This is a genomic window from Coriobacteriia bacterium (genome assembly GCA_041658765.1).
In the GTDB taxonomy this organism is placed as follows: Bacteria; Actinomycetota; Coriobacteriia; order Anaerosomatales; family JBAZZO01; genus JBAZZO01.
Genome location: JBAZZO010000016.1, coordinates 45139 through 63057, shown reverse-complemented (window position 1 = coordinate 63057; position 17919 = coordinate 45139). Strand labels below are relative to the sequence as shown.

The 17919-nt window shown below is 66.3% G+C and carries 19 protein-coding genes and 1 pseudogene; 13 read left to right on the top strand and 7 right to left on the bottom strand.

Features of this window, described 5'->3' with window-relative positions:
- Nucleotides 1-126 precede the first annotated feature (126 nt).
- The 4 genes and pseudogenes from WC971_09520 to WC971_09505 all read left to right on the top strand — a co-directional run bounded on the left by WC971_09520 (nucleotide 127) and on the right by WC971_09505 (nucleotide 4862).
- A pseudogene (locus WC971_09520) lies at nucleotides 127-1398 on the top strand (IS30 family transposase).
- 214 nt (nucleotides 1399-1612) lie between these two features.
- Nucleotides 1613-2941: a Sau3AI family type II restriction endonuclease gene (locus tag WC971_09515; protein MFA5845051.1), complete on the top strand. Its 1329-nt coding sequence runs from the start codon at nucleotides 1613-1615 to the stop codon at nucleotides 2939-2941.
- Between the two features lie 153 nt (nucleotides 2942-3094).
- Complete coding sequence (gene dcm, locus WC971_09510) at nucleotides 3095-4438, top strand: DNA (cytosine-5-)-methyltransferase (protein MFA5845050.1); 1344 nt, start codon at nucleotides 3095-3097, stop codon at nucleotides 4436-4438.
- A gap of 1 nt (nucleotide 4439) precedes the next feature.
- A complete protein-coding gene (locus WC971_09505; GenBank protein MFA5845049.1) occupies nucleotides 4440-4862 on the top strand; it encodes a very short patch repair endonuclease in 423 nt (140 codons plus the stop codon).
- 85 nt (nucleotides 4863-4947) lie between these two features.
- Here WC971_09505 and WC971_09500 read toward each other — a convergent pair whose 3' ends face one another.
- Complete coding sequence (locus tag WC971_09500) at nucleotides 4948-5331, bottom strand: DUF4143 domain-containing protein (protein ID MFA5845048.1); 384 nt, start codon at nucleotides 5329-5331, stop codon at nucleotides 4948-4950.
- 96 nt (nucleotides 5332-5427) lie between these two features.
- Between WC971_09500 and WC971_09495 the strand changes: the two genes are divergently transcribed.
- The 3 genes from WC971_09495 (at nucleotide 5428) to WC971_09485 (ending at nucleotide 7723) form a co-directional block, all read left to right on the top strand.
- The gene (locus WC971_09495; GenBank protein MFA5845047.1) at nucleotides 5428-5898 is read left to right on the top strand and encodes a mobile mystery protein A; all 471 of its coding nucleotides are present in this window, start codon (nucleotides 5428-5430) and stop codon (nucleotides 5896-5898) included.
- A complete protein-coding gene (locus tag WC971_09490; protein ID MFA5845046.1) occupies nucleotides 5895-6512 on the top strand; it encodes a mobile mystery protein B in 618 nt (205 codons plus the stop codon). The genes WC971_09495 and WC971_09490 overlap by 4 nt, the downstream gene beginning before the upstream one ends.
- A gap of 194 nt (nucleotides 6513-6706) precedes the next feature.
- Nucleotides 6707-7723: a hypothetical protein gene (locus WC971_09485; GenBank protein MFA5845045.1), complete on the top strand. Its 1017-nt coding sequence runs from the start codon at nucleotides 6707-6709 to the stop codon at nucleotides 7721-7723.
- A gap of 11 nt (nucleotides 7724-7734) precedes the next feature.
- Here WC971_09485 and WC971_09480 read toward each other — a convergent pair whose 3' ends face one another.
- Together WC971_09480 and WC971_09475 are read right to left on the bottom strand one after the other, a co-directional pair.
- Nucleotides 7735-7968, bottom strand: a complete 234-nt coding sequence (locus WC971_09480) for a DUF6290 family protein (protein ID MFA5845044.1) — start codon at nucleotides 7966-7968, stop codon at nucleotides 7735-7737.
- A complete protein-coding gene (locus WC971_09475) occupies nucleotides 7965-8390 on the bottom strand; it encodes a putative toxin-antitoxin system toxin component, PIN family (GenBank protein MFA5845043.1) in 426 nt (141 codons plus the stop codon). Before WC971_09475 ends, WC971_09480 begins: the two co-directional genes overlap by 4 nt.
- 131 nt (nucleotides 8391-8521) lie before the next feature.
- Between WC971_09475 and WC971_09470 the strand changes: the two genes are divergently transcribed.
- Together WC971_09470 and WC971_09465 are read left to right on the top strand one after the other, a co-directional pair.
- Nucleotides 8522-8929 (top strand): helix-turn-helix domain-containing protein, encoded by a 408-nt coding sequence (locus tag WC971_09470; protein ID MFA5845042.1) that lies wholly within the window; start codon nucleotides 8522-8524, stop codon nucleotides 8927-8929.
- Nucleotides 8913-9557 (top strand): nucleotidyl transferase AbiEii/AbiGii toxin family protein, encoded by a 645-nt coding sequence (locus WC971_09465; GenBank protein ID MFA5845041.1) that lies wholly within the window; start codon nucleotides 8913-8915, stop codon nucleotides 9555-9557. The genes WC971_09470 and WC971_09465 overlap by 17 nt, the downstream gene beginning before the upstream one ends.
- Nucleotides 9558-9570: 13 nt before the next feature.
- Here the strand turns inward: WC971_09465 and WC971_09460 are convergent, their stop codons facing one another.
- Complete coding sequence (locus WC971_09460) at nucleotides 9571-9807, bottom strand: hypothetical protein (protein ID MFA5845040.1); 237 nt, start codon at nucleotides 9805-9807, stop codon at nucleotides 9571-9573.
- 136 nt (nucleotides 9808-9943) lie between these two features.
- On the opposite strand from WC971_09460, the gene WC971_09455 reads away from it, so the two are divergent.
- The 4 genes from WC971_09455 to WC971_09440 are packed head-to-tail and all read left to right on the top strand — an operon-like array spanning nucleotide 9944 to nucleotide 14424.
- Nucleotides 9944-11467 carry a PAS domain S-box protein gene (locus tag WC971_09455; protein MFA5845039.1) on the top strand — a complete coding sequence of 508 codons (1524 nt, stop codon included), beginning with the start codon at nucleotides 9944-9946 and terminating at the stop codon, nucleotides 11465-11467.
- 7 nt (nucleotides 11468-11474) lie between these two features.
- A complete protein-coding gene (phnD, locus tag WC971_09450) occupies nucleotides 11475-12428 on the top strand; it encodes a phosphate/phosphite/phosphonate ABC transporter substrate-binding protein (GenBank protein ID MFA5845038.1) in 954 nt (317 codons plus the stop codon).
- Entirely contained in the window at nucleotides 12425-13948 is a 1524-nt protein-coding gene (locus WC971_09445) for an ATP-binding protein (protein ID MFA5845037.1), read from the top strand. Before phnD ends, WC971_09445 begins: the two co-directional genes overlap by 4 nt.
- Nucleotides 13945-14424, top strand: a complete 480-nt coding sequence (locus tag WC971_09440; protein ID MFA5845036.1) for a DUF420 domain-containing protein — start codon at nucleotides 13945-13947, stop codon at nucleotides 14422-14424. The genes WC971_09445 and WC971_09440 overlap by 4 nt, the downstream gene beginning before the upstream one ends.
- 16 nt (nucleotides 14425-14440) lie before the next feature.
- Here the strand turns inward: WC971_09440 and WC971_09435 are convergent, their stop codons facing one another.
- The 3 genes from WC971_09435 to WC971_09425 are packed head-to-tail and all read right to left on the bottom strand — an operon-like array spanning nucleotide 14441 to nucleotide 17882.
- On the bottom strand, nucleotides 14441-16045 hold the full coding sequence (locus WC971_09435) for a hypothetical protein (GenBank protein MFA5845035.1): 1605 nt from the start codon (nucleotides 16043-16045) through the stop codon (nucleotides 14441-14443).
- A complete protein-coding gene (locus WC971_09430) occupies nucleotides 16042-17463 on the bottom strand; it encodes an NAD(P)/FAD-dependent oxidoreductase (protein MFA5845034.1) in 1422 nt (473 codons plus the stop codon). The genes WC971_09435 and WC971_09430 overlap by 4 nt, the downstream gene beginning before the upstream one ends.
- Nucleotides 17460-17882, bottom strand: coding sequence for a GtrA family protein (locus tag WC971_09425; GenBank protein ID MFA5845033.1), 423 nt, complete (start codon nucleotides 17880-17882; stop codon nucleotides 17460-17462). Before WC971_09425 ends, WC971_09430 begins: the two co-directional genes overlap by 4 nt.
- Nucleotides 17883-17919: the final 37 nt, after the last annotated feature.

Below are 17919 nucleotides of genomic sequence, written 5' to 3'. Positions count from 1 at the left end.
CAAGCTTCTGACCAGCGGGAATACGGACGCCTAGATACACGCCGTTTCTGCGCATGATCGCTCGTCTTCGCAGCTTAGACCCATCAAACGCGGACTATTCGCGGGAGTTAGCTGCGGAACCCAGGATCTAGCGAGGACGCCGCTACCTGCGTTGGCTTGTCACCGGCGGTCGGCGCACGGTTGTTCCGTCATGGTGGCGGAATGCGAACAATCAGCCTCGCTCCACTTTCCGGTCGTTACCTGTCCTTTGCCGAGAGAGAAGAGATCGCCATCCTCAGCGCACGCGGCCGCGGGGTGCGCGAGATCGCTTCTGAACTCGGACGTTCGCCGTCGACGGTCTCGCGGGAGCTCAGACGCAACGCCGCGACCCACAACGGCGATCTCGAGTATCGAGCCAGCACTGCGCAGTGGCACGCCGACAGACGTGCCAAGCGGCCCAAGGTCGCCAAGCTCGCCGCGAACGACGCCCTTCACGATTACGTCCAGGAGCGTCTAGCCGGGATGGTCAGCAAGCCGGACGGAACGGCGGTCGGTGGCCCCGGCGTTCCCTGGATCGGGCGGCGGCACGGTCGCCGAAAGGATCGGCGTTGGGCCATGGCATGGAGCCCTGAGCAGATCTCCAACCGGCTGCGCTTCGACTTTCCCTATGATGAGTCGATGCGAATCTCCCATGAGGCGATCTATCAGGCGCTTTACGTGCAGGGGCGTGGCGTTCTGCGCCGTGAGCTGACCGCGTGTCTCCGCACCGGACGTGCGCTGCGCGTGCCGCGAGCACGAACCCGAACGCAGGGCAGGAAGTTCGTCTCACCCGAGATTCTGATCAGCGAGCGACCTGCCGAGATCGAAGATCGCGCGGTCCCCGGTCACTGGGAAGGCGATCTCATCTTGGGGCTCGACAGCTCGGCCATCGGAACTCTCGTCGAGCGCACGACCCGCTTCACGATGCTGCTGCACCTTCCGCGCCTGGAGGGTCATGGCGACATGCCCCGAACGAAGAACGGTCCGGCTTTGGCCGGACACGGCGCACTAGCCGTTCGAGACGCCATCGCTGCGTCCATCGGGCAGATGCCTGAGCACCTTCGCAGATCACTCACGTGGGACCAAGGCGCGGAGATGTCACAGCACGCGCAACTGCGCATCGACACCGGGATGCCGATCTACTTCTGTGACCCGCACAGCCCTTGGCAGCGCGCTACGAACGAGAACACCAACGGACTGTTGCGCCAGTACTTCCCGAAGGGCACGGATCTGAGCAGGCACACTGTCGATGATCTCACGGCAGTCGCTGCCACCCTCAACGGCCGGCCCCGAAAGACTCTTGGCTGGAGAACGCCGGGAGAAGCGCTCGACAAACTGCTACGCTCGGCTCAGGAAGCTGGCGTTGCGACGACCCCTTGAACCTGGCCTCTGAGAGAGTATCTATGCAATCCGGTTGTGTGCTCAGTTCTCGTTCATTCGGACCAACCATGGAGGTATCTGCTCCAGTGCGGCTACATCGCGTAGGTGCCAATCACCTTGTGGTCTCGACACACTGTGCGAGTGCGACCCAGCTCCCTACTCGAGAGTTGTCTGGACGCGACCAGTTGTCGCGCCTGCCAAGGAGAACGGAAACATGAAATCAACCCGAGACTACGATTCATCGCTGGCCTCTTCTATCCTGGCCTACGCCGAGCGTCTGGTCGGCCGCTCCCTGCGCGAGGCCCTCGACGACCTTCCGCCGACCATCGACTTCTCCTCCAACAAGGGCGGCTTCGGCACGGTCTTGGAGCGGCACTACTTCGGTTACGAGCCGAACAGCCGACCGGAGCCGGACTTCGCCGAGGCGGGAGTCGAGCTCAAGGCGACACCCCTGAAGCATTCGGGCTCTCGGCTCATCAGTAAGGAGCGGCTCGTCCTCGGGATGATCGACTACATGACGGTCGTGACCGAGGAATGGGAGTCGAGCAGCTTCCTCAAGAAGAACTCACATCTGCTGCTGGTGTTCTACCTGCACGAGCAGGGCAAGGACCCGCGCGACTTCGTCATCAAGATCGTCCGGCTCTGGGAGTTTCCGCCGGAAGACCTGGAGATCATCCGCCGGGACTGGCAGACCATCGTCGCCAAGGTCAAGGCTGGCCAGGCGCACGAGCTCTCCGAAGGCGACACCCTGTATCTGGGGGCATGCACCAAGAGTTCGGACTCGACTACACGGCGAAGGCAGCCGTTCTCCGCTGAGGCCGCCAAGCCTCGCGCATTCTCCCTGAAGCAGTCCTACATGAATACAGTTGCGCAGGGCAGCCTCGGCATGAAGTCGGTCGCGGTGGACGAGGTGGTCCGCGGCCGGCCACTCGAGGAAGTCGTCGCTTCCCGCTTCGAGCCCTACATCGGGAAAACGGCAGACGAGATCGCGGACATCGTCGGCCTCAAGGCGAAACGCCACGCGAAGAACTTCTACGCGGTGCTGACGAATCGAATCCTCGGCGTCGGGGACAAGGACAAGATCGCCGAGTTCGAGAAGGCGGATATCCAGGTCAAGACGATGCGTCTGCTTCCGAGCGGGCGACCCAAGGAGGATCTGCCGTTCCGCGCATTCGATTACTGCGACCTCGTCCAGCAGGACTGGGAGTCGAGCGACCTGCGCGGGGCGCTCGACAAGCGCTTCTTCTTCGTGATCTACCAGCTCGACCGCGATGATGCCCCGACGCTCGTCGGCACCCGGTTCTGGACGATGCCGATCAGCGACATCGAGGGACCGGCGCGCCGGTGCTTCGATGAGACGCAGTCGCGCATAGAAGAGGACAAGGCGGACTATTTGCCGAAGAAGTCGGAGAACCCCGTGTGTCATGTCCGGCCTCACGGTCGGGATTCTCGGGACGTGATCCCGACCCCCACCGGAGGTCTCGCGTGCCGGAAGTCCTTCTGGCTGAACGGCTCCTACATCAAGAATCAGCTCGGTCTCTGATACCGTGTCAGACCCGCGAACTAGTGTTCGGTTTGGGGCTTGATCCTAGGGCGAACACGTAGTACGATGCCAGTGACCCAGTGAGGTCGAGTCTTCACCGCCACGACGCCAATCGGCGATCGCGAGCCATGAAAGACCGAAAGGGGCCAGACCGTGAGCGCACGCGCGAAGCGCGTTCCTGAGGCGTTGCCTCAACCCGTGGGTACGGCCGTCGAACTGTTCGCCGGTGTCGGCGGTTTCCGTCTCGGTCTCGAGGGTCGGCCCGAGAAGTTCCGCAGGCATGGCGACACAGCCGGGTCGTGGCGCGTGACCTACGCGAACCAGTGGGAGCCGAGCACCAAGACCCAGCATGCCTTCGACTGCTACTGCTCGCGCTTTGCGGACGGCACCCACGACAATCGCGATATCTCCACGGTCCTCGCCTCCGACATTCCCGATCATGACCTGCTCGTCGGCGGGTTTCCGTGCCAGGACTACTCGGTCGCCAAGCCTCTGAACAAGGCCCAGGGAATCCGGGGCCGCAAGGGCGTTCTATGGTGGGAGATTCACCGCATTCTCAAGGAGAAGCGTCCGCGATTCGTCATGCTCGAGAACGTTGACCGGCTGCTCAAGTCCCCGGCCAACCAGCGCGGACGCGATTTCGCGATAATCCTCGCGACCATGTCGGACCTTGGCTACCTCGTCGAGTGGCGCGTGGTGAACGCAGCGGAATACGGATTCCCGCAGCGCCGCCGCCGCGTGTTCATCGTCGGGCAGCTGGTGGATAGGCAGTTCGGCGCAGGCGGGTTCGACGGTTTCTCGTGGATCGTCGGCGAGGGCGTGTTGGCTCGAGCGCTGCCGGCCACCTCACCCAACGGAGTCGCGACTCACCCGAAGGACTTCGTGATCTCCGGGGCGGCGCACGAGGTCTCCGAGCGGTTCGGGCCTGGAGTCGGCGAGTTCCTGAATGCCGGCGTGATGCTGTGTCGTGATGTGTGGACGCGCGCGGTCGTGTCGACCAACGATCAGGAGACAGCGACGCTTCGCTCCGTGCTCGTTGACGACACCGAAGTCCCCGACCAGTTCTTCGTGCCGGACGAGAAGGTCGGCGATCCCGAGAATCCGGCGCCCGGGACGTGGCGGTATCTCAAGGGGGCGAAGAGCGAAGAGCGCCTGCACTCGGCGAGCGGGACGGCATACCGCTACTCCGAGGGAGCCTTGCCGTTTCCCGATCCGGTCGATGACCGCGCTTCGCGCACTGTTCTCACGGGCGAAGGCGGTACCGCTCCTTCGCGATTCAAGCATGTCATCCAGGCTTCCGACGGACGCTACCGTCGGCTGACCCCCGTGGAACTCGAGCGCCTCAACGGCTTCCCTGACAACTGGACCGAGGGACTGTCCGACGGCAAGCGCGCGTTCTGTATGGGCAATGCCCTCGTCGTCGGAGTCGTGGAGAGCATCGGCCGAGTACTGGCCGAGGACCTTGCGAAACTGAAGACGCCGACCGCGCAGGGCTGATATGCCGCTGCTGCCACCAAACCCACAGGCCTCGTCATCCACCGTTCGCCGCACGATGCAGGCGAACCGCGGCAAGAACACGGGCCCGGAGATGCGGCTGCGCCGCCTGCTGCGCGAAGCTGGCTACCCCGGGTATCGGCTGCACTGGAAGAAGGCGCCCGGTCGGCCGGACATCGCGTACCCAGGGCGAAAGGTGGCCATCTTCGTGAACGGCTGCTACTGGCACCGATGCCCGTACTGTGGCCCGTCGGCGCCGAAGTCCAACGCCGAGTTCTGGGAGGCGAAGTTCGTCGCGAACGAAGCACGCGACGCTCGGCAGGTCGCAGATCTCGAGGCGGAGGGATGGACGGTCGTCACCGTCTGGGAGTGCGAACTGAGACGTAAGCCCGACCAAGTGATTGACGAGCTAATCGCCCTGCTCTGATGAGTAGTGTCTCCTGGCCGACGGCCGGGAGAACTCCAGCCGCGAGTTCTCTACGCGAGGCCTCCGGCTAGCCGGGTTGATTCCCTTACCCCACCCTCCACAGCGCGTCCACCGGCACTGACCACAGCCGGTCGCCCGCCGGCACCGCCGCCGTCCCCGTGTGCAGCAGCATGCCCCGGTGGAAGCGCTCGCCGAGCATGTCCCGCATCGCCTCGATGCCCCGGAAGTCCTCCCGTCCGGGGCTGTCCGAGGCCTTCACTTCGATGCCCACGATGCGACCGCGGCGGTCTTCGAGGACGATGTCCACCTCGCGGTCGCCGGTGCGGAAGTGGAGCACGTCGGCCCGCACGGCGCTCGTCTCCAGCAGCTTGAACAGCTCGGTGGCGACGAAGTCCTCGAGTATCGGGCCGAAGAGGTTCGGCTCGGCGATCAGCCGTGCGGCGTCGATGCCGATCGACTGGCAGAGCAGCCACCAGCGAAAGAGCGAACATATCCTCTATTGACCCGAGCCAAATAGCGAATATACTCACCATTACGGACAGCGCAATAGAGAAAGAAGTCTCTGATGGCTACACGTGAAGGTGCCCGAAGGGCCCGTGAAGTACTCGATCGACGCCTCGTCCCGATGGGGCCGCCGTCGCTATATGCCCCGCCTCGGCTCGGGTGGATCCGCGCCTTGAGAGATGCGCTCGGTATGTCTGCCGCGGATCTGGCGGCTCGCATGAGCATCAGCGGCGCTTCCGTCCGCTCCCTCGAGGAGAAGGAGAAGACGGGCGGCATCCGCTTGTCTTCGCTTCGTCGCGCCGCCGAGGCGATGGACTGCACGCTGGTGTACGCCTTCATCCCCAACACCAGTCTCGAGGAGACCGTTCAACGTCAGGCGCGAACGGTTCTCGACCAACAGATGGGCCGGGTCCACCAGACGATGGCCCTAGAGGCACAAGAAGGCGAGGTGCTGCCCTCCTCGCTCGAAGCGCAACTCCAGGCGGTCATGGATTCGGGGCGACTCTGGTCGCGAGGAGGCGCGAAGAAGTGAGCACGTCCGGTCTGTTCGACGAGCCGGAAGGCGCCACCCCGGTCGACCCCGGGGACGCCGAAGGGCTGATCCCGACATGGGTGGCGACGCGGGCCGACCTGAACATCGCCGAGCAGGAGAACATTGCGAAGGCGATCGCATGGGCTTCATCGAAGAACGGCCCGGGCGGTCTCGCCTCGCTGATGACCGACGAGTCGATGCGGAACCTCCACAGGCGCATGTTCGGTGACGTCTGGAGGTGGGCGGGTAGCTACAGGCAGCACGATACGAACATGGGCGCCCATTGGCCGTACATCCCGACCCAGGTTCGTGACTTGCTGGCCGACGTGCTCGTTCAGACGGCGGACCCTGAGAGGCTGCCTTGGTCTCCGGACGAGCTGGCGGTCCGCTTCCATCACCGCCTTGTGGCGATCCATCCGTTCCCGAATGGGAACGGCCGGCATTCCCGGCTGGCGGCCGATCTCCTGGTTGCGGCTCTTGGGCGGCCGGTGTTCACGTGGGGAGCTCAGGATCTGAGCGAGAAAGGCGCCGCACGCAGCGCGTACCTGGAGGCTTTGCGGCGAGCAGACCAGCACGCCGACTTCGAGCCTCTGGTCATGTTCGCTCGCTCCTAGCCGAGTCCTTGCCGACGGGGTCGTGCTCCTGGCTGGCGCGGTGTTGACGGTCGGCACATGATGGGGCTCGGACGCGGCGTCTGCCTTGCACTGACTGCATGTAACGGTCATAATGACCGGACAGAACAGTCGGACGATGCTCGAGGGACTCCTGCGTCACTACGGATGCGATCGAGCTGCGGAGGTGTTCTCCGATGGGGACTAGCAGCTTGTACGACCGGCTCGTAGACGCTGTGCTCGAACTCGCCTGGAGCCAATGGACGGGGATGGGTGTCGCGGGCGTGCGGGCGAGCCGGCGGACGATCATCGACCCCGAGGCGCTCACGCTCGCGACTCTCGCCGTCGGTCGATCGGACGCTCGCCTGTTCGACGAGATGCTCGATTGGGTGGCCGCGAACGCACGGCTGCTGGACATGGCGCGCCTCCGGCGACTCGGCAGACGCACGTCGGGCGACCAGCGAAGGCTGCTCGGTGTGGTCGCGGAGGTGACAGCGAAGTACGGGGCGAGGTCGAGCCTCCGTCAGCTCGCCTGGGCGGGGGTCCTAGCCCAGGAGGAAGCCGGCGAATATAGCGCCGAGCCGCTCTTTCGCTCTGCGGGTGAGGACACCGCGAACTGGGCGAGCACCGACGATCTGTTCGAGCGCTCCGGCTTCCTGCGCTCGAGTCCGGAGCTGCGCGGTATGTCGCGATCGCCGGACGCGGCGGAGCCGGCGTGCATGCGCTTCAGGGCGCGAGCGCTCGCGGGTCCCGGCGCGCGTGCGGAGGTGCTCACCTACCTGTGGACGCACGAGTGGGCGCACGGCCGGCTGATCGCGGAACGCGCGGCCTACAATCAGGCGCCGGTAGCCGAGTACCTGTCGGAGCTCGCGGATGCGCGACTCGCTCAGAAGCGGTCTGACGGCCGCCGGACACTGTATCGGCTGGCGGGTGAGTTGCGGGACGTCGGTGTACCGGCGCCCACGTATGTGGACTGGGTGCGCGTGTGGCCGGCGCTGGTCGCATTGCTGGACGCGCTGCGTCCTGCCGGGCTCTCGGAAGACGCCGAGTGGGTGCGTCTCGCGGAGGTTCTGAAGTCCCAGCGTGACGCTCTTGCGAGCGAGGGTCTCGACACCGATGTCGGCGATCTTCGCGGATGGGCCGACCGGGGAACGGAGTCCCTCACCGAAGCCGTCGGATCCGTGATCGCTGGCGTGCGGCGACTCGCGGAGTAGGTCCCGCTCTATCAGACGTCCTTCTCATCGGGGCCGGTGTCTCGGACCTTGGACATCGCGCGCTCGAACTTGGCGCGGTCGCCGCGGGCGGCTAGCTCCTGCAGGTAGTCCACGGTCATCAGCGCCGACATCTTCTCGGCGAGCGCCGTGGTGATGAGTTGGTTGATTGAGACGTCTTCGGACTTCGCGAGCTCGCGTACCTTCTTGTGTAGCGACTCCGGCAGACGCAGGCTGATCGTGCTCACGGGGCACCACCTATCTCTCGCAGGAACTCTCCGGGTGTCATCGCCTTGACTCCGAAGTCCTCGCAACCGACGAAATCCCGGGTGTTGTGGGTGATGATGACGTCGCATTCCGCTTCGACCGCGAGTTCGAGCACGTGGTCGTCTCCTGGATCCTTCAGGACCGGGCGCCACAAGAAATGGATCTCTTGCAGGTGAGCCACACTGCACAGGTAGTCGAGGATGTCGTCGACGTCCCCGCTCGACAGCCCGGTCTCGGATGCCATGCGTTTCGCTGCGCTCTCGTACTCGAGGACGAGCGGAACTGACAGGGCGATCTCGAACTCCGTCCCGCCGATCAACATCGAGAGGCGATGCGAAGCGCCTCGGGACGAACGTAGCGCCGAGACGAACACACAGGTGTCGATGACGACTCTTCTGACCATTACGGTATCATATACGATACCACGCTGCGAGTCAAAGACGCTCAGTCTCACCTCGCGAGTAACGGAAATAACGGAAACTTCGCACCTAGACCGTGCTATAATCTCCCCCATCCCACCACGAGGAGACTTCCATGTGCCCCACGGTGACGGTCAAGGAGACGGCACGCCTGTTGCGGGTCACTCCGCGGACCGTGCGCGACTGGATCGCGTCCGGGCGCCTCGGGGCGACCAGGGTCTCCGAGCGCGTCACGCTAGTCCCGCTCTCGGAGGTCGAGCGCCTCGCCGGCGGTCTGGCGCGGCCCGACCTCTCCTCCGTCATCTGGGACGTCGACCTGTCCGCGCTCGACGAGGAGCGCAACGCCGGATTCATCATCCGGCGCGTCCTGGAGGCGGGCCGGCCGGCGCAGGTCGCCTGGCTCTTCCGCCGTTACGGCGAGGATCGGCTCGCACAGTTCGCCGCCCACGACCGCGCGCTCCCGCATCGCGTCGCCGCGGCCTGGTCCGAACTGCTCGGGAGGCGCCGTGGGACCGCTGCATGAGGAGTCGCTGTCACCTGCCACGCGGGAGACGCTTGCGCGCCTAGGCGAGCAGCGGGAACTCGCGGGCTTCTACCTGGCAGGCGGCACGGGTCTCGCGCTGCAGCTCGGCCATCGCCTGTCCGACGACCTCGACCTGTTCACCGAGCGCCCGTGGTCCTGGGAGCCGGTCGCGCCGGCGCTGACCGCTTGCGGCACCGTCGTGATCGACCGCGCAGAGCCCGGGACGTTCGTCGGTTCGGTCGCGGGCGTGCGCGTGAGCCTCTTCCACTATCCGTACATGCTGCTCGAAGAGCTAGCGCGGGGCCGGTTCGCCGTGCCGGTCGCCGGCCTTCTCGACATCGGTTGCATGAAGCTCGTCGCCGTCGCCCAGCGCGGCAGCCGCAAGGACTTCATCGACCTCTACCACCTAGGACGGACGGGTCTCACGATCCGGGAACTCCTGGCCGCGCTGCCCCGCAAGATGCCTGCCGTCGAGGTCAACCCCGTGCACGTGCTGCGCAGCCTCGCGTATTTCGAGGAAGCAGAGGCCGAGCCCGATCCGGTGATGCTCGCCGACCACGACTGGAAGACGGTCCGGGAGTACTGCCTGCGACAGGCCGACTCGTTGCTCGAGGAGATCGTGGGTTGACCCGCCACTCCCTCTACCCCAACCTCTCCAGCAACCCCTCGAGCCCCGGGAACGCGAAGCCGCTGCCGTCCTCCGGCCGGTACGTGAGCCGCTCGATGCCCGCTTGCTCCAGCATCTCGGCGTCGGCGGCGGAGTCCCCCGTCTCGGGGTAGACCGCCACGCGAGGCGGCACCGTCTCGGTCCAGCGCCCCTGGTACATCGAGTCCGCGGCGTCGTCGGGCAGCGAGTGGTGCGGCGGTCTCATCGGCATCGCATCCTCCCTCGGTCGCCGATACCTCCAGAATATCAGCCCGTTCGTCGGAACGAGTCGCCCGTTCGCGCCGCAACGACGGTATAGTCCTTTGGGGCGACGTCTCCACCGCGTCGCCGGATCAAGGGGGGTACCGGTGGGGATCGAACAACGACCGCCGTGGTCCGACGGCGCGCTCATGGGGCGCATCGTCGACGCGAGCTTCATCGGCATCTGGATCGTCGACCGCGACGATCGCGTGATCTATTGGAGCCCTCGCATGGCCGTCATCACGGGCGTTCCCGTCGAGCGCGCAGTCGGCACGCATCCCCTTCGGGACATGCTCCCGTCGAGCATCGAGGGCGAAGGCCGCTTCGCCGACGTCTACCTGCGCGCCCGCCAGTCGCTCCAGCCGCAGCAGCTCCGTTCCGTGGGCATGGGTTTTCGCGACGGCAAGCGGGTCCACTGCTCCGGCGAGATCATCCCGCTCGTGGACGATCAGGGCGAGTACTTCGGCACGGCCGGGACTGTCATCGACGTCTCGCGGGAGGCGGAGGCTCGCCGCGAACTCGTCGAGAGCGAGGAGCGGTTCCGCACCGTCTTCCAGAACGCGAGCGACGGCGTCCTCGTCCACGGCGTCGACGACTCCGGGCAGCCGACGCACTTCGTCGAAGTCAACGATGCCGCGTGCGAGATGTTCGGCTACGAGCGCCGGGAACTGCTCGCGCTCGGTCCCATGGACGTGGACGTTCGCTCGAAGATGGGGGAGCCCCCCGTGTCGGACGTCACCCGCTCGCAAGAGGTGCTGCTCATGTGCACCCTGGGTCTGCGCAAGGACGGTTCGACGTTCCCGCTCGAGCTGCACTCCAGGCGGCTGTCGCTCGACGGGCGTCCGCACGTGATCACCGTCGCCCGCGACCTGAGTTGCGCGGTCAGGGTCGCGGAGCTCGAGCGCACGGGCGACGCGGCCGAGAGGTTCATGTCGAGCGTCAGCCACGAGCTGCGCACGCCCCTGAACTCCATCATCGGGTTCACCGGCGTCCTTCTCCAGGGACTGGCGGGTGAGGTCAACGACGAGCAGCAACGCCAGCTGGGCTTCGTATACGGCGCCGCGCAGCGCCTCCGGATGCTCGTCGAGGACGTGCTCGCGCTCTCCCGCATGGAGCCCGGACGCGTCGACGAGCCCATCGAGGTGTTCCCGCTCTCCGAGATCGTCGCCGAGGCCGTGGTCTTCGGCCGGCGTTGGACGGACGAGCACGGGCTCCGGTTCGTGGTCAGCGAGGACTCCGGCGACGCGCGTCTGTGCGGCAACCGCGCGCGCGTGCTCCAGGCCGTCCTCGACCTGCTCGACAACGCGGTGAAGTTCACATCGAGCGGTACGGTGACCCTTCTCTCGTCGCACGATGCCGAGACGGCCACTCTCGCGGTCGAAGACACGGGCATCGGTCTCGTGCCCGACGATCTCGTCCGCATCCTCGCCGGGTTCTACCAGGTCGGACCGGAGCGCGGAGGCAAGACGCCGGGCATCGGCCTCGGTCTCGTCCTCTGCGACCGCGTCGCGCGCGGGATGGGAGGGCGGCTCGCCGCCGAGAGCCGACCGGGAGAGGGCTCGAGTTTCTCGCTCGTGCTGCCGCTCGCGCGAGAAGGGGACGGTTGCCCGGCCTCAGGCCCCGGGGGATGATGGTGCCGTGAGGTGGTCCCTGCCGCATCGGCTCGTGACGGTGGCGCTAGTCGCGTCATTCGCGGCCGGTGCGATCTGCGGCTGCGCGGGCACGCCGCGGCTCCGGGTGGACCTCGAACGACGTGCCGTCGGCGCCGTCAAGGCGCGTCGCGCGGGCGCGCCGGCCACCATCAAGGTCGGCTTCGATCCTCGGCTCGATCCCTACGAAGAGGCGCGCATCTATGCGCCTTTCCTGGCGTATCTCCATCGCGCTACCGGGCGCGAGTTCGAGCTCCGCTTCACCAAGAAGAGCGAGAGCATCGTCGACAACCTCGGCCGCGGCGTCGTCGACGTCGCGTTCGTCGGGGCGGTGAGCTTCGTCCGTGCGCAGGACCGGTACGGCGCACGGTGTCTGGCGCGCGGGATCAACGCGGTGGGCGAGGACAACTACCGGGCGGCGATCGTGGTGCGCCCGGACAGCCCGGTGCGCGAGCTGGCGGATCTGATGGGACGTTCGTTCGCCTTCGGCGCCGAGTCTTCGACCCAGGGACACCTCATCCCGGAGATCATGCTGCTCGACGCCGGCGTGCGCGATTCGGATCTGGGCGATTGGGAGTTCACCGGCTCGCACCAGGCGTGCGCCGAGGCCGTCTCGTCGGGCCGCTACGACGCCGGCGGCCTGCAGGACACGCTCGCCGGCGACCTGGCGAAGGAGGGCCTGCTGCGCATCGTCGCGTTCTCCGGGGAGTACCCGACGAGCGGACTGGCGGTGCGCGCGGGCTTCCCGACCGCGACGGCCGAGGCGATCCAGCGGGCCCTCGTCGCGTTCCGTCCGGCGGGGCGCGACAGAGCGGGTCTCTACCACTGGGAGAGGACCGAGATGCCCCGGGGGTTCGTCGCCGCCGGACCGCGTGACTACGATGTGGTCGAGACCGCATTGCGCCGTCTCGATATGTTGGGGGACGAGGAGCCGCTGCCGTGAAGCTGTGGGCGAAGTTCGCCCTTGGGGGCGCGTTGGCTGTCGCCTTGACGGGAGTCCTCCTAGCCTACGGTACGGTGCGGGTGGCGACCGACCAGCTGCGTGCAGCTCTCAGATCTCGCGGAGTCGCGACCGCCGCGCAACTGACACTCTCGGTCGCCGATGACGTGATCGCCGACAACTCGGTGCGCGTCCACGACGTCATCAAGGCGTTCCGGGCCGAGGACCCGGATGTGGAGTACGTCTACGTCATCGGGCTGGACGGAGAGGTCGTCGCACATACCTTTTCCGGCGGATTCCCCCTCGGACTCGTCGACGCGAACGTGGTTCCCGTTGCGCGTCGGGACGGGGCGCGTGAGCTGAGCCTCGGCGACCGGCCCGTCGTCGACGTCGGACGGCGGCTGCTCGCGGGCACGCAGGCCGAGGTCCACGTCGGTATGGGGATGCGTTCCGAGGTCGCGGCCGCGCGCGTGGTGATACTCCAGGCGGTGGCGCTGACCATCGCGGCCGTGCTCGCCGAGATCCTCTTCGTCGTCTGGCTCTCTCGTTTCGTGACGCACCCGCTCGATCGCCTCACCGAGGCTGCCGATCGGTTCGGCGCCAAGGGCGGGTTCGAGCGCCTTCCAGTGGAAGGCCGGGACGAGGTCGCCGTGCTCACCGAGGCCTTCAACGTGATGGCGGGCCGACTGCAGGAGAGTCTCGCGAGCGTGCAGCAGGCGCTGGCCGAGCTGGAGGACGAGCGCTCGCACCTCGAGGAACTCGTCGACGATCGCACGGTCGAGCTCCAGGCACGCAATGCGGAACTGAGCGAGGCGACGGAGGCGAAAGGACGCTTCCTCGCCAACGTCAGTCACGAGTTGCGAACTCCGCTCAACTCGATCCTGGGCTTCTCGGGGCTGATGCTCGAGGGAATGGCGGGCGAGATCAACGCCGAGCAGCGCAAGCAGCTCACGATGGTGAACAACTCCGGTAAGCACCTGCTCGAGCTGATCGACGACATCCTCGACCTCTCACGCATCGAGGCGAGTCGCATGAAGGTCTCGGTCGCGCCCGTGGACATCGGCGAGGTCTGCACCCAGGTGGTGGGATCGATGCGCCCGCTCGCCGATGCGCGTGGGCTCTACCTGCGCACCGAGGGTTGCGCGGACCAGGGACCCCTCTCGACCGACCAGACGAAGCTGCGCCAGATCCTCTACAACCTCGTGGGCAACGCCCTCAAGTTCACAGTATCGGGCGGCGTCACCCTGACGGTCGAGCGAGAGGGCCCGGAGATGGTCTTCCGCGTCGCGGACACCGGCATCGGCATCGCCGCCGGCGAGATCGAGCATGTCTTCGAGGAGTTCCACCAGGTACACTCCCGGGTGGCGGGCAAGCCCGCGGGCACCGGTCTCGGTCTCACGGTCTCGGCGCGCCTCGCCGAACTGCTCGGCGGCAGCATCGCGGTCGAGAGCGAGATCGGGCGCGGCTCCACGTTCACGGTCCGTCTTCCGGACATGGCCGCAGACGAAGGGAGTGTTCGATGACGGGGTTCCTCGGCACTAGGGCGACGCTGCTCTCCGACGTGAGTCTCATCCTCGAGACGATCATCGTCGGGATGATCGTCGTCGGGTGGTGGTACGGCCGCAAGCATCGCGGCTGGAGCCATCACTGGCTGATGCTCGTCACCGTCGTTGTCGACGTCGGCTTCCTCGTCGTCTATATGCTGCGTAGGGTACTCGAGCCGACCGTCCTCTTCCCGAAGCACGACACCTTCTTCTTCGCCGTCTACCTGCCGGTCGTCATGGTGCACTCGATCATCTCGTCCGTGGCGTTCGTCCTCGGGATCGTGCTGACCGTGAAGGGCATCCGCCAGGGCACGAGCGGCAAGGGGCGCAGGACCTACGGCCTCTCGAAGGAGTACGCGCCGAAGCATGCCCGATCGGGCGTCTGGGCGGTGTGGTCCTACCTCGCCTCGGGCCTGTCGGGCATAGCGGTCTACTACATGCTCTACATGATGTGACGAGGGCCGGAGCGCGCTAGGGCGTCTTTGGCGCGTAGTGCTCGATGCTCATCGAGCCGTTCGCGTTGATGATGACGACGAGCGCTTTGCGCGAGCCGGTCTGTTTCAGCAACGCGTCGGCGTCGGCTTCGGTCCCCCACATCGTGATGTTGCGGCCCGCGTAGTAGACGATCTGCGGGTTGATGGTGAACCACGGAGCCAGCCGCTTGATGAAGACGACCTCGTCCGGTTTCGCCTCGCGCTTGATCCGCTCGCCGATCTGCCTGTACGCGCCGAGGCGGAACAGGATCTCCTGGTTGCGGTAGTCGTGCAGGCCGCGCGAGGCGGCGAAGCCCGTCGCCACCAGGAAGAGCACGGTGACGGCCACGGTGAGGTTCTTCGGGTCCACCTGCTCCACGCCGCGCCGGATCTCCTCGAAGAGGAATGCGAGCACGAGCGCGAGCGGCACCGCTGTCTTCAGCACCGAGAAGTCGTGGTTCGCGGTGAAGTCGAAGAAGACGATGTGGTGCAGCAAGACCGGCAGGAAGGCGAACTGCAGCGCGGTCTTCGCGCGCGCCCCGAGCGGCCTTGCCTCGCGCGCGGGCTCCACGAACAGCATCGCGTACGTCGCGAGCCCCAGCGAGACCGCGAGCACGAGGAAAGGCGCATACCCGCCCTTGTAGTGGGTCCCGATGCGGATCCAGGATTCCGGGTCGTCCCAGCGCAGGACCGAGGTGCCGGTGACGCCGGAGCGGAGTTTGTACTTATCCAGCGACGATCTCACTAGCCCGCCGACGCCGCTGATGAGCGAGTACTGCGCGAAGAAGAGGACCACCGCGAGGGCCGCTCCGGCGGCGACCGCCACGAACAGCCTGCGCATCGGCGGCTTGCGCCAGTTCGCGAGGGCATAGATCCCCACGACCGCCGCGAAGAAGATGCCGATCCACTCCGTCCACGTCATGAGGAAGACGTCGACGCCGATGAGTATGGGGTAGAGCCACTTCGAGTCGGGGTGTCTCGAGAACCGGAAGAAGAGCCAGATCCCGACGATGAAGAAGACCTGCACGAACGTGTCGGACATGTACACGTTCGACTGGAACCAGAGGGTCTCCGGCGCGAAGACGTAGAAGACGAACCCCAGCAGCGGAGCGGCGAACTCGACCGCCCGTTTCGGTCTGAGCACTTCGTACAGGATGAGGAAGATGAACACGGAGCAGATGAAGTGGAAGACCATGTTGAACAGCTCGAGCCCGAACGGCGAGGGACGCTGGCCGAGGGCCTTGAAGACGGCATACGGCGCGATGTACGCGAAGGGCCCGTATGACGTGTAGTAGTAGTTCCCCTTCGAGTCGAAGTGCTCGCTCGCCTGGTCGTTGATCCATTTGTCGGCAGGGAGCGTGTACGAGAAGATCGGCTGGAAGCCGTCGCGCAGCGCTCCCTCCTGCCACCAGATGTCCAGATTGCGCAGGACGGTCGCCGTGAGCCACTCGTGATGCTCTGCGAGCGGCCGGCCGAGGTTCGGGAGGCGGGCCGCGGCGCTCACCGAGAAGATCGCGACGAGCAGTACGGCGATGAGGAACCACTGCGCCGCCGGGGAGCCGTTCGCGGACGTCTCGGCAGGGCGGGCGCTCTTCGGGCTCATCGCTGCTCCTCGTGGTATTCGGCATCCGTGTTGACCGACCAGACGTCGCGATGTCCGCCGTCGAGGACGTTCCTCGCGGCGAGGAGTCCCGTCATCATCGAGTGGTCCATGTTGTTGTAGCGGTGCTGACCGGCGCGCCCGATGCATGCGAGGCCGGGGACCGTGTCGAGCCATTCGCGCAGCGGGGCGAAGAAGGCATCGTGCTCGGTCTCGTACACGGGGTAGGCGTCCGGCACGCGGACCACGGCGCCCTTGAGCGCCGTACCCGCTTTCACGAGCCCGATCTCGCGGACCTCGCGCTCGGCGAGCGCGATGAGCGCGGCGTCGGGCGAAGTCCAGAGGTCGTCGCCGGGATCCGCGAAGTACTCCATGCCCAGACATGTCGTGCCGGGATCGGGGACGAGGTGCGGACTCCAGTTCTTGAAGTTCTGCACCCGACCGACCTTCACCTCGCCGGCGTGGATGTAGACCCAGTTGTCGGGGAAGAGGTCGGGCTCGTCGAAGACGACCGCGACCACGATGAAGCCGCGGTACTTGACGTTCTTCGCGCGATCGCGCAGTTCCTCGGGCGCCCCTTCGATGGATGCGAACAGGTCGCGGATGGGCATGCTGCTCAGCACGTCGTCCGCGATATGCCGCTTCACGGCGCCGGACGCGTCGGTGGTCACGACTCCACTGACGCGGCCGTCGGCGGCGCGCGCTATCCTCGTGACGCGTTCGCCGATGCGGAGGTCCACGCCGGCCGCGACACACTTCGTGGCGCATGCCTCCCACAACTGGCCGGGACCGAGCGGGGGATAGCGGAACTGCTCGATCAGCGTCTTCACCGTGTTGCCGCGCCCGCCCTTGAGCGCGTTGAGCAGCACGCCGGTGAGCGAGAGGCCCTTGATGCGCTGGGCGGCCCACTCGGCGCTCAGGCGGGTGCACGGGATGCCCCAGACCTTCTCCGTGTAGCTCTTGAAGAACATCTCGTAGAGGCGTCGTCCGAATCGGTTCGAGACCCAGTCCTCGAAGCTGGTCTCCGGACGGCGGGGATTCACGTGCGCCCATGCGTAGCTCGCGAGGACGAGCCCGGAGGCGACGATCCCCATGTTGCTCAGAGCGTTGCCGATCTTCAGCGGGTAGAAGTAGAACTTGCCGCCGTAGTAGATGCGCGAGAGGCGGTTCCGCACGAGCAGTCGCTCGGGGGCCATGAACTCGTCCCAAAGCCGCTCGACCTCTTCGGACTTGCTGAAGAACCTGTGTCCGCCGAGGTCGAAGCGGTACCCCTCGAAGTCCACGGTGCGCGAGATGCCGCCCACCTGTCCGGAGGCCTCGAGTACGGTCACGTCGGCCCCGTTGCGGGAGAGCTCGTACGCCGCGGTGAGCCCGGCCGGCCCGCCTCCGATGATGACCACGCGCTTCGCGTCTTCGGTCACGCGCCGGCCCCTTCCGTGTCGGCCCGGCCGTAGACGAGCTGACGCCGGGCGAAGAAGTTCCAGAAGAAGACTATCCCGAGGGCGAACGCCTTACCGGCGAGGAGGTCCATGCCTGCGAGGCCGTGCGTCACCCAGAGGACCAGTTCGGTCAGGCCGAGCCCGACGACGCCGATGACGGCGTACGCGGAGAACTCGCCGGCTACCGGTAGTCGCGTCGGTCCGAAGACGAGCGATCTCGCCAGGCCGAAGTTGACGATGAGCCCGACGATGAACCCGGCGGCCGCGGCGAGGGTGTAGTGCACCCCTAGGAGCCTGTCGAGCGCCCATAGGGTGGCGGTGTCGGTCGCCGCGGCGACCACGGCGACGAGAAGATAGCGCCCCATCTGAGCGGCGATCCCGTTCGGTCGTTCGGTGGGCATGCTCACTCCAAGAAGGGTCCGCCGCGGTTCAGGCCTA

Bases quoted from the DNA above. Each gene is read 5' to 3' on its own strand.
- WC971_09515 (MFA5845051.1), top strand. From the start codon at position 1,613: ATGAAATCAACCCGAGACTACGATTCATCGCTGGCCTCTTCTATCCTG.
- WC971_09505 (MFA5845049.1), top strand. From the start codon at position 4,440: ATGCCGCTGCTGCCACCAAACCCACAGGCCTCGTCATCCACCGTTCGC.
- WC971_09495 (MFA5845047.1), top strand. From the start codon at position 5,428: ATGGCTACACGTGAAGGTGCCCGAAGGGCCCGTGAAGTACTCGATCGA.
- WC971_09485 (MFA5845045.1), top strand. From the start codon at position 6,707: ATGGGGACTAGCAGCTTGTACGACCGGCTCGTAGACGCTGTGCTCGAA.
- WC971_09475 (MFA5845043.1), bottom strand. From the start codon at position 8,390: ATGGTCAGAAGAGTCGTCATCGACACCTGTGTGTTCGTCTCGGCGCTA.
- WC971_09470 (MFA5845042.1), top strand. From the start codon at position 8,522: ATGTGCCCCACGGTGACGGTCAAGGAGACGGCACGCCTGTTGCGGGTC.
- WC971_09460 (MFA5845040.1), bottom strand. From the start codon at position 9,807: ATGCCGATGAGACCGCCGCACCACTCGCTGCCCGACGACGCCGCGGAC.
- WC971_09440 (MFA5845036.1), top strand. From the start codon at position 13,945: ATGACGGGGTTCCTCGGCACTAGGGCGACGCTGCTCTCCGACGTGAGT.
- WC971_09435 (MFA5845035.1), bottom strand. From the start codon at position 16,045: ATGAGCCCGAAGAGCGCCCGCCCTGCCGAGACGTCCGCGAACGGCTCC.
- WC971_09425 (MFA5845033.1), bottom strand. From the start codon at position 17,882: ATGCCCACCGAACGACCGAACGGGATCGCCGCTCAGATGGGGCGCTAT.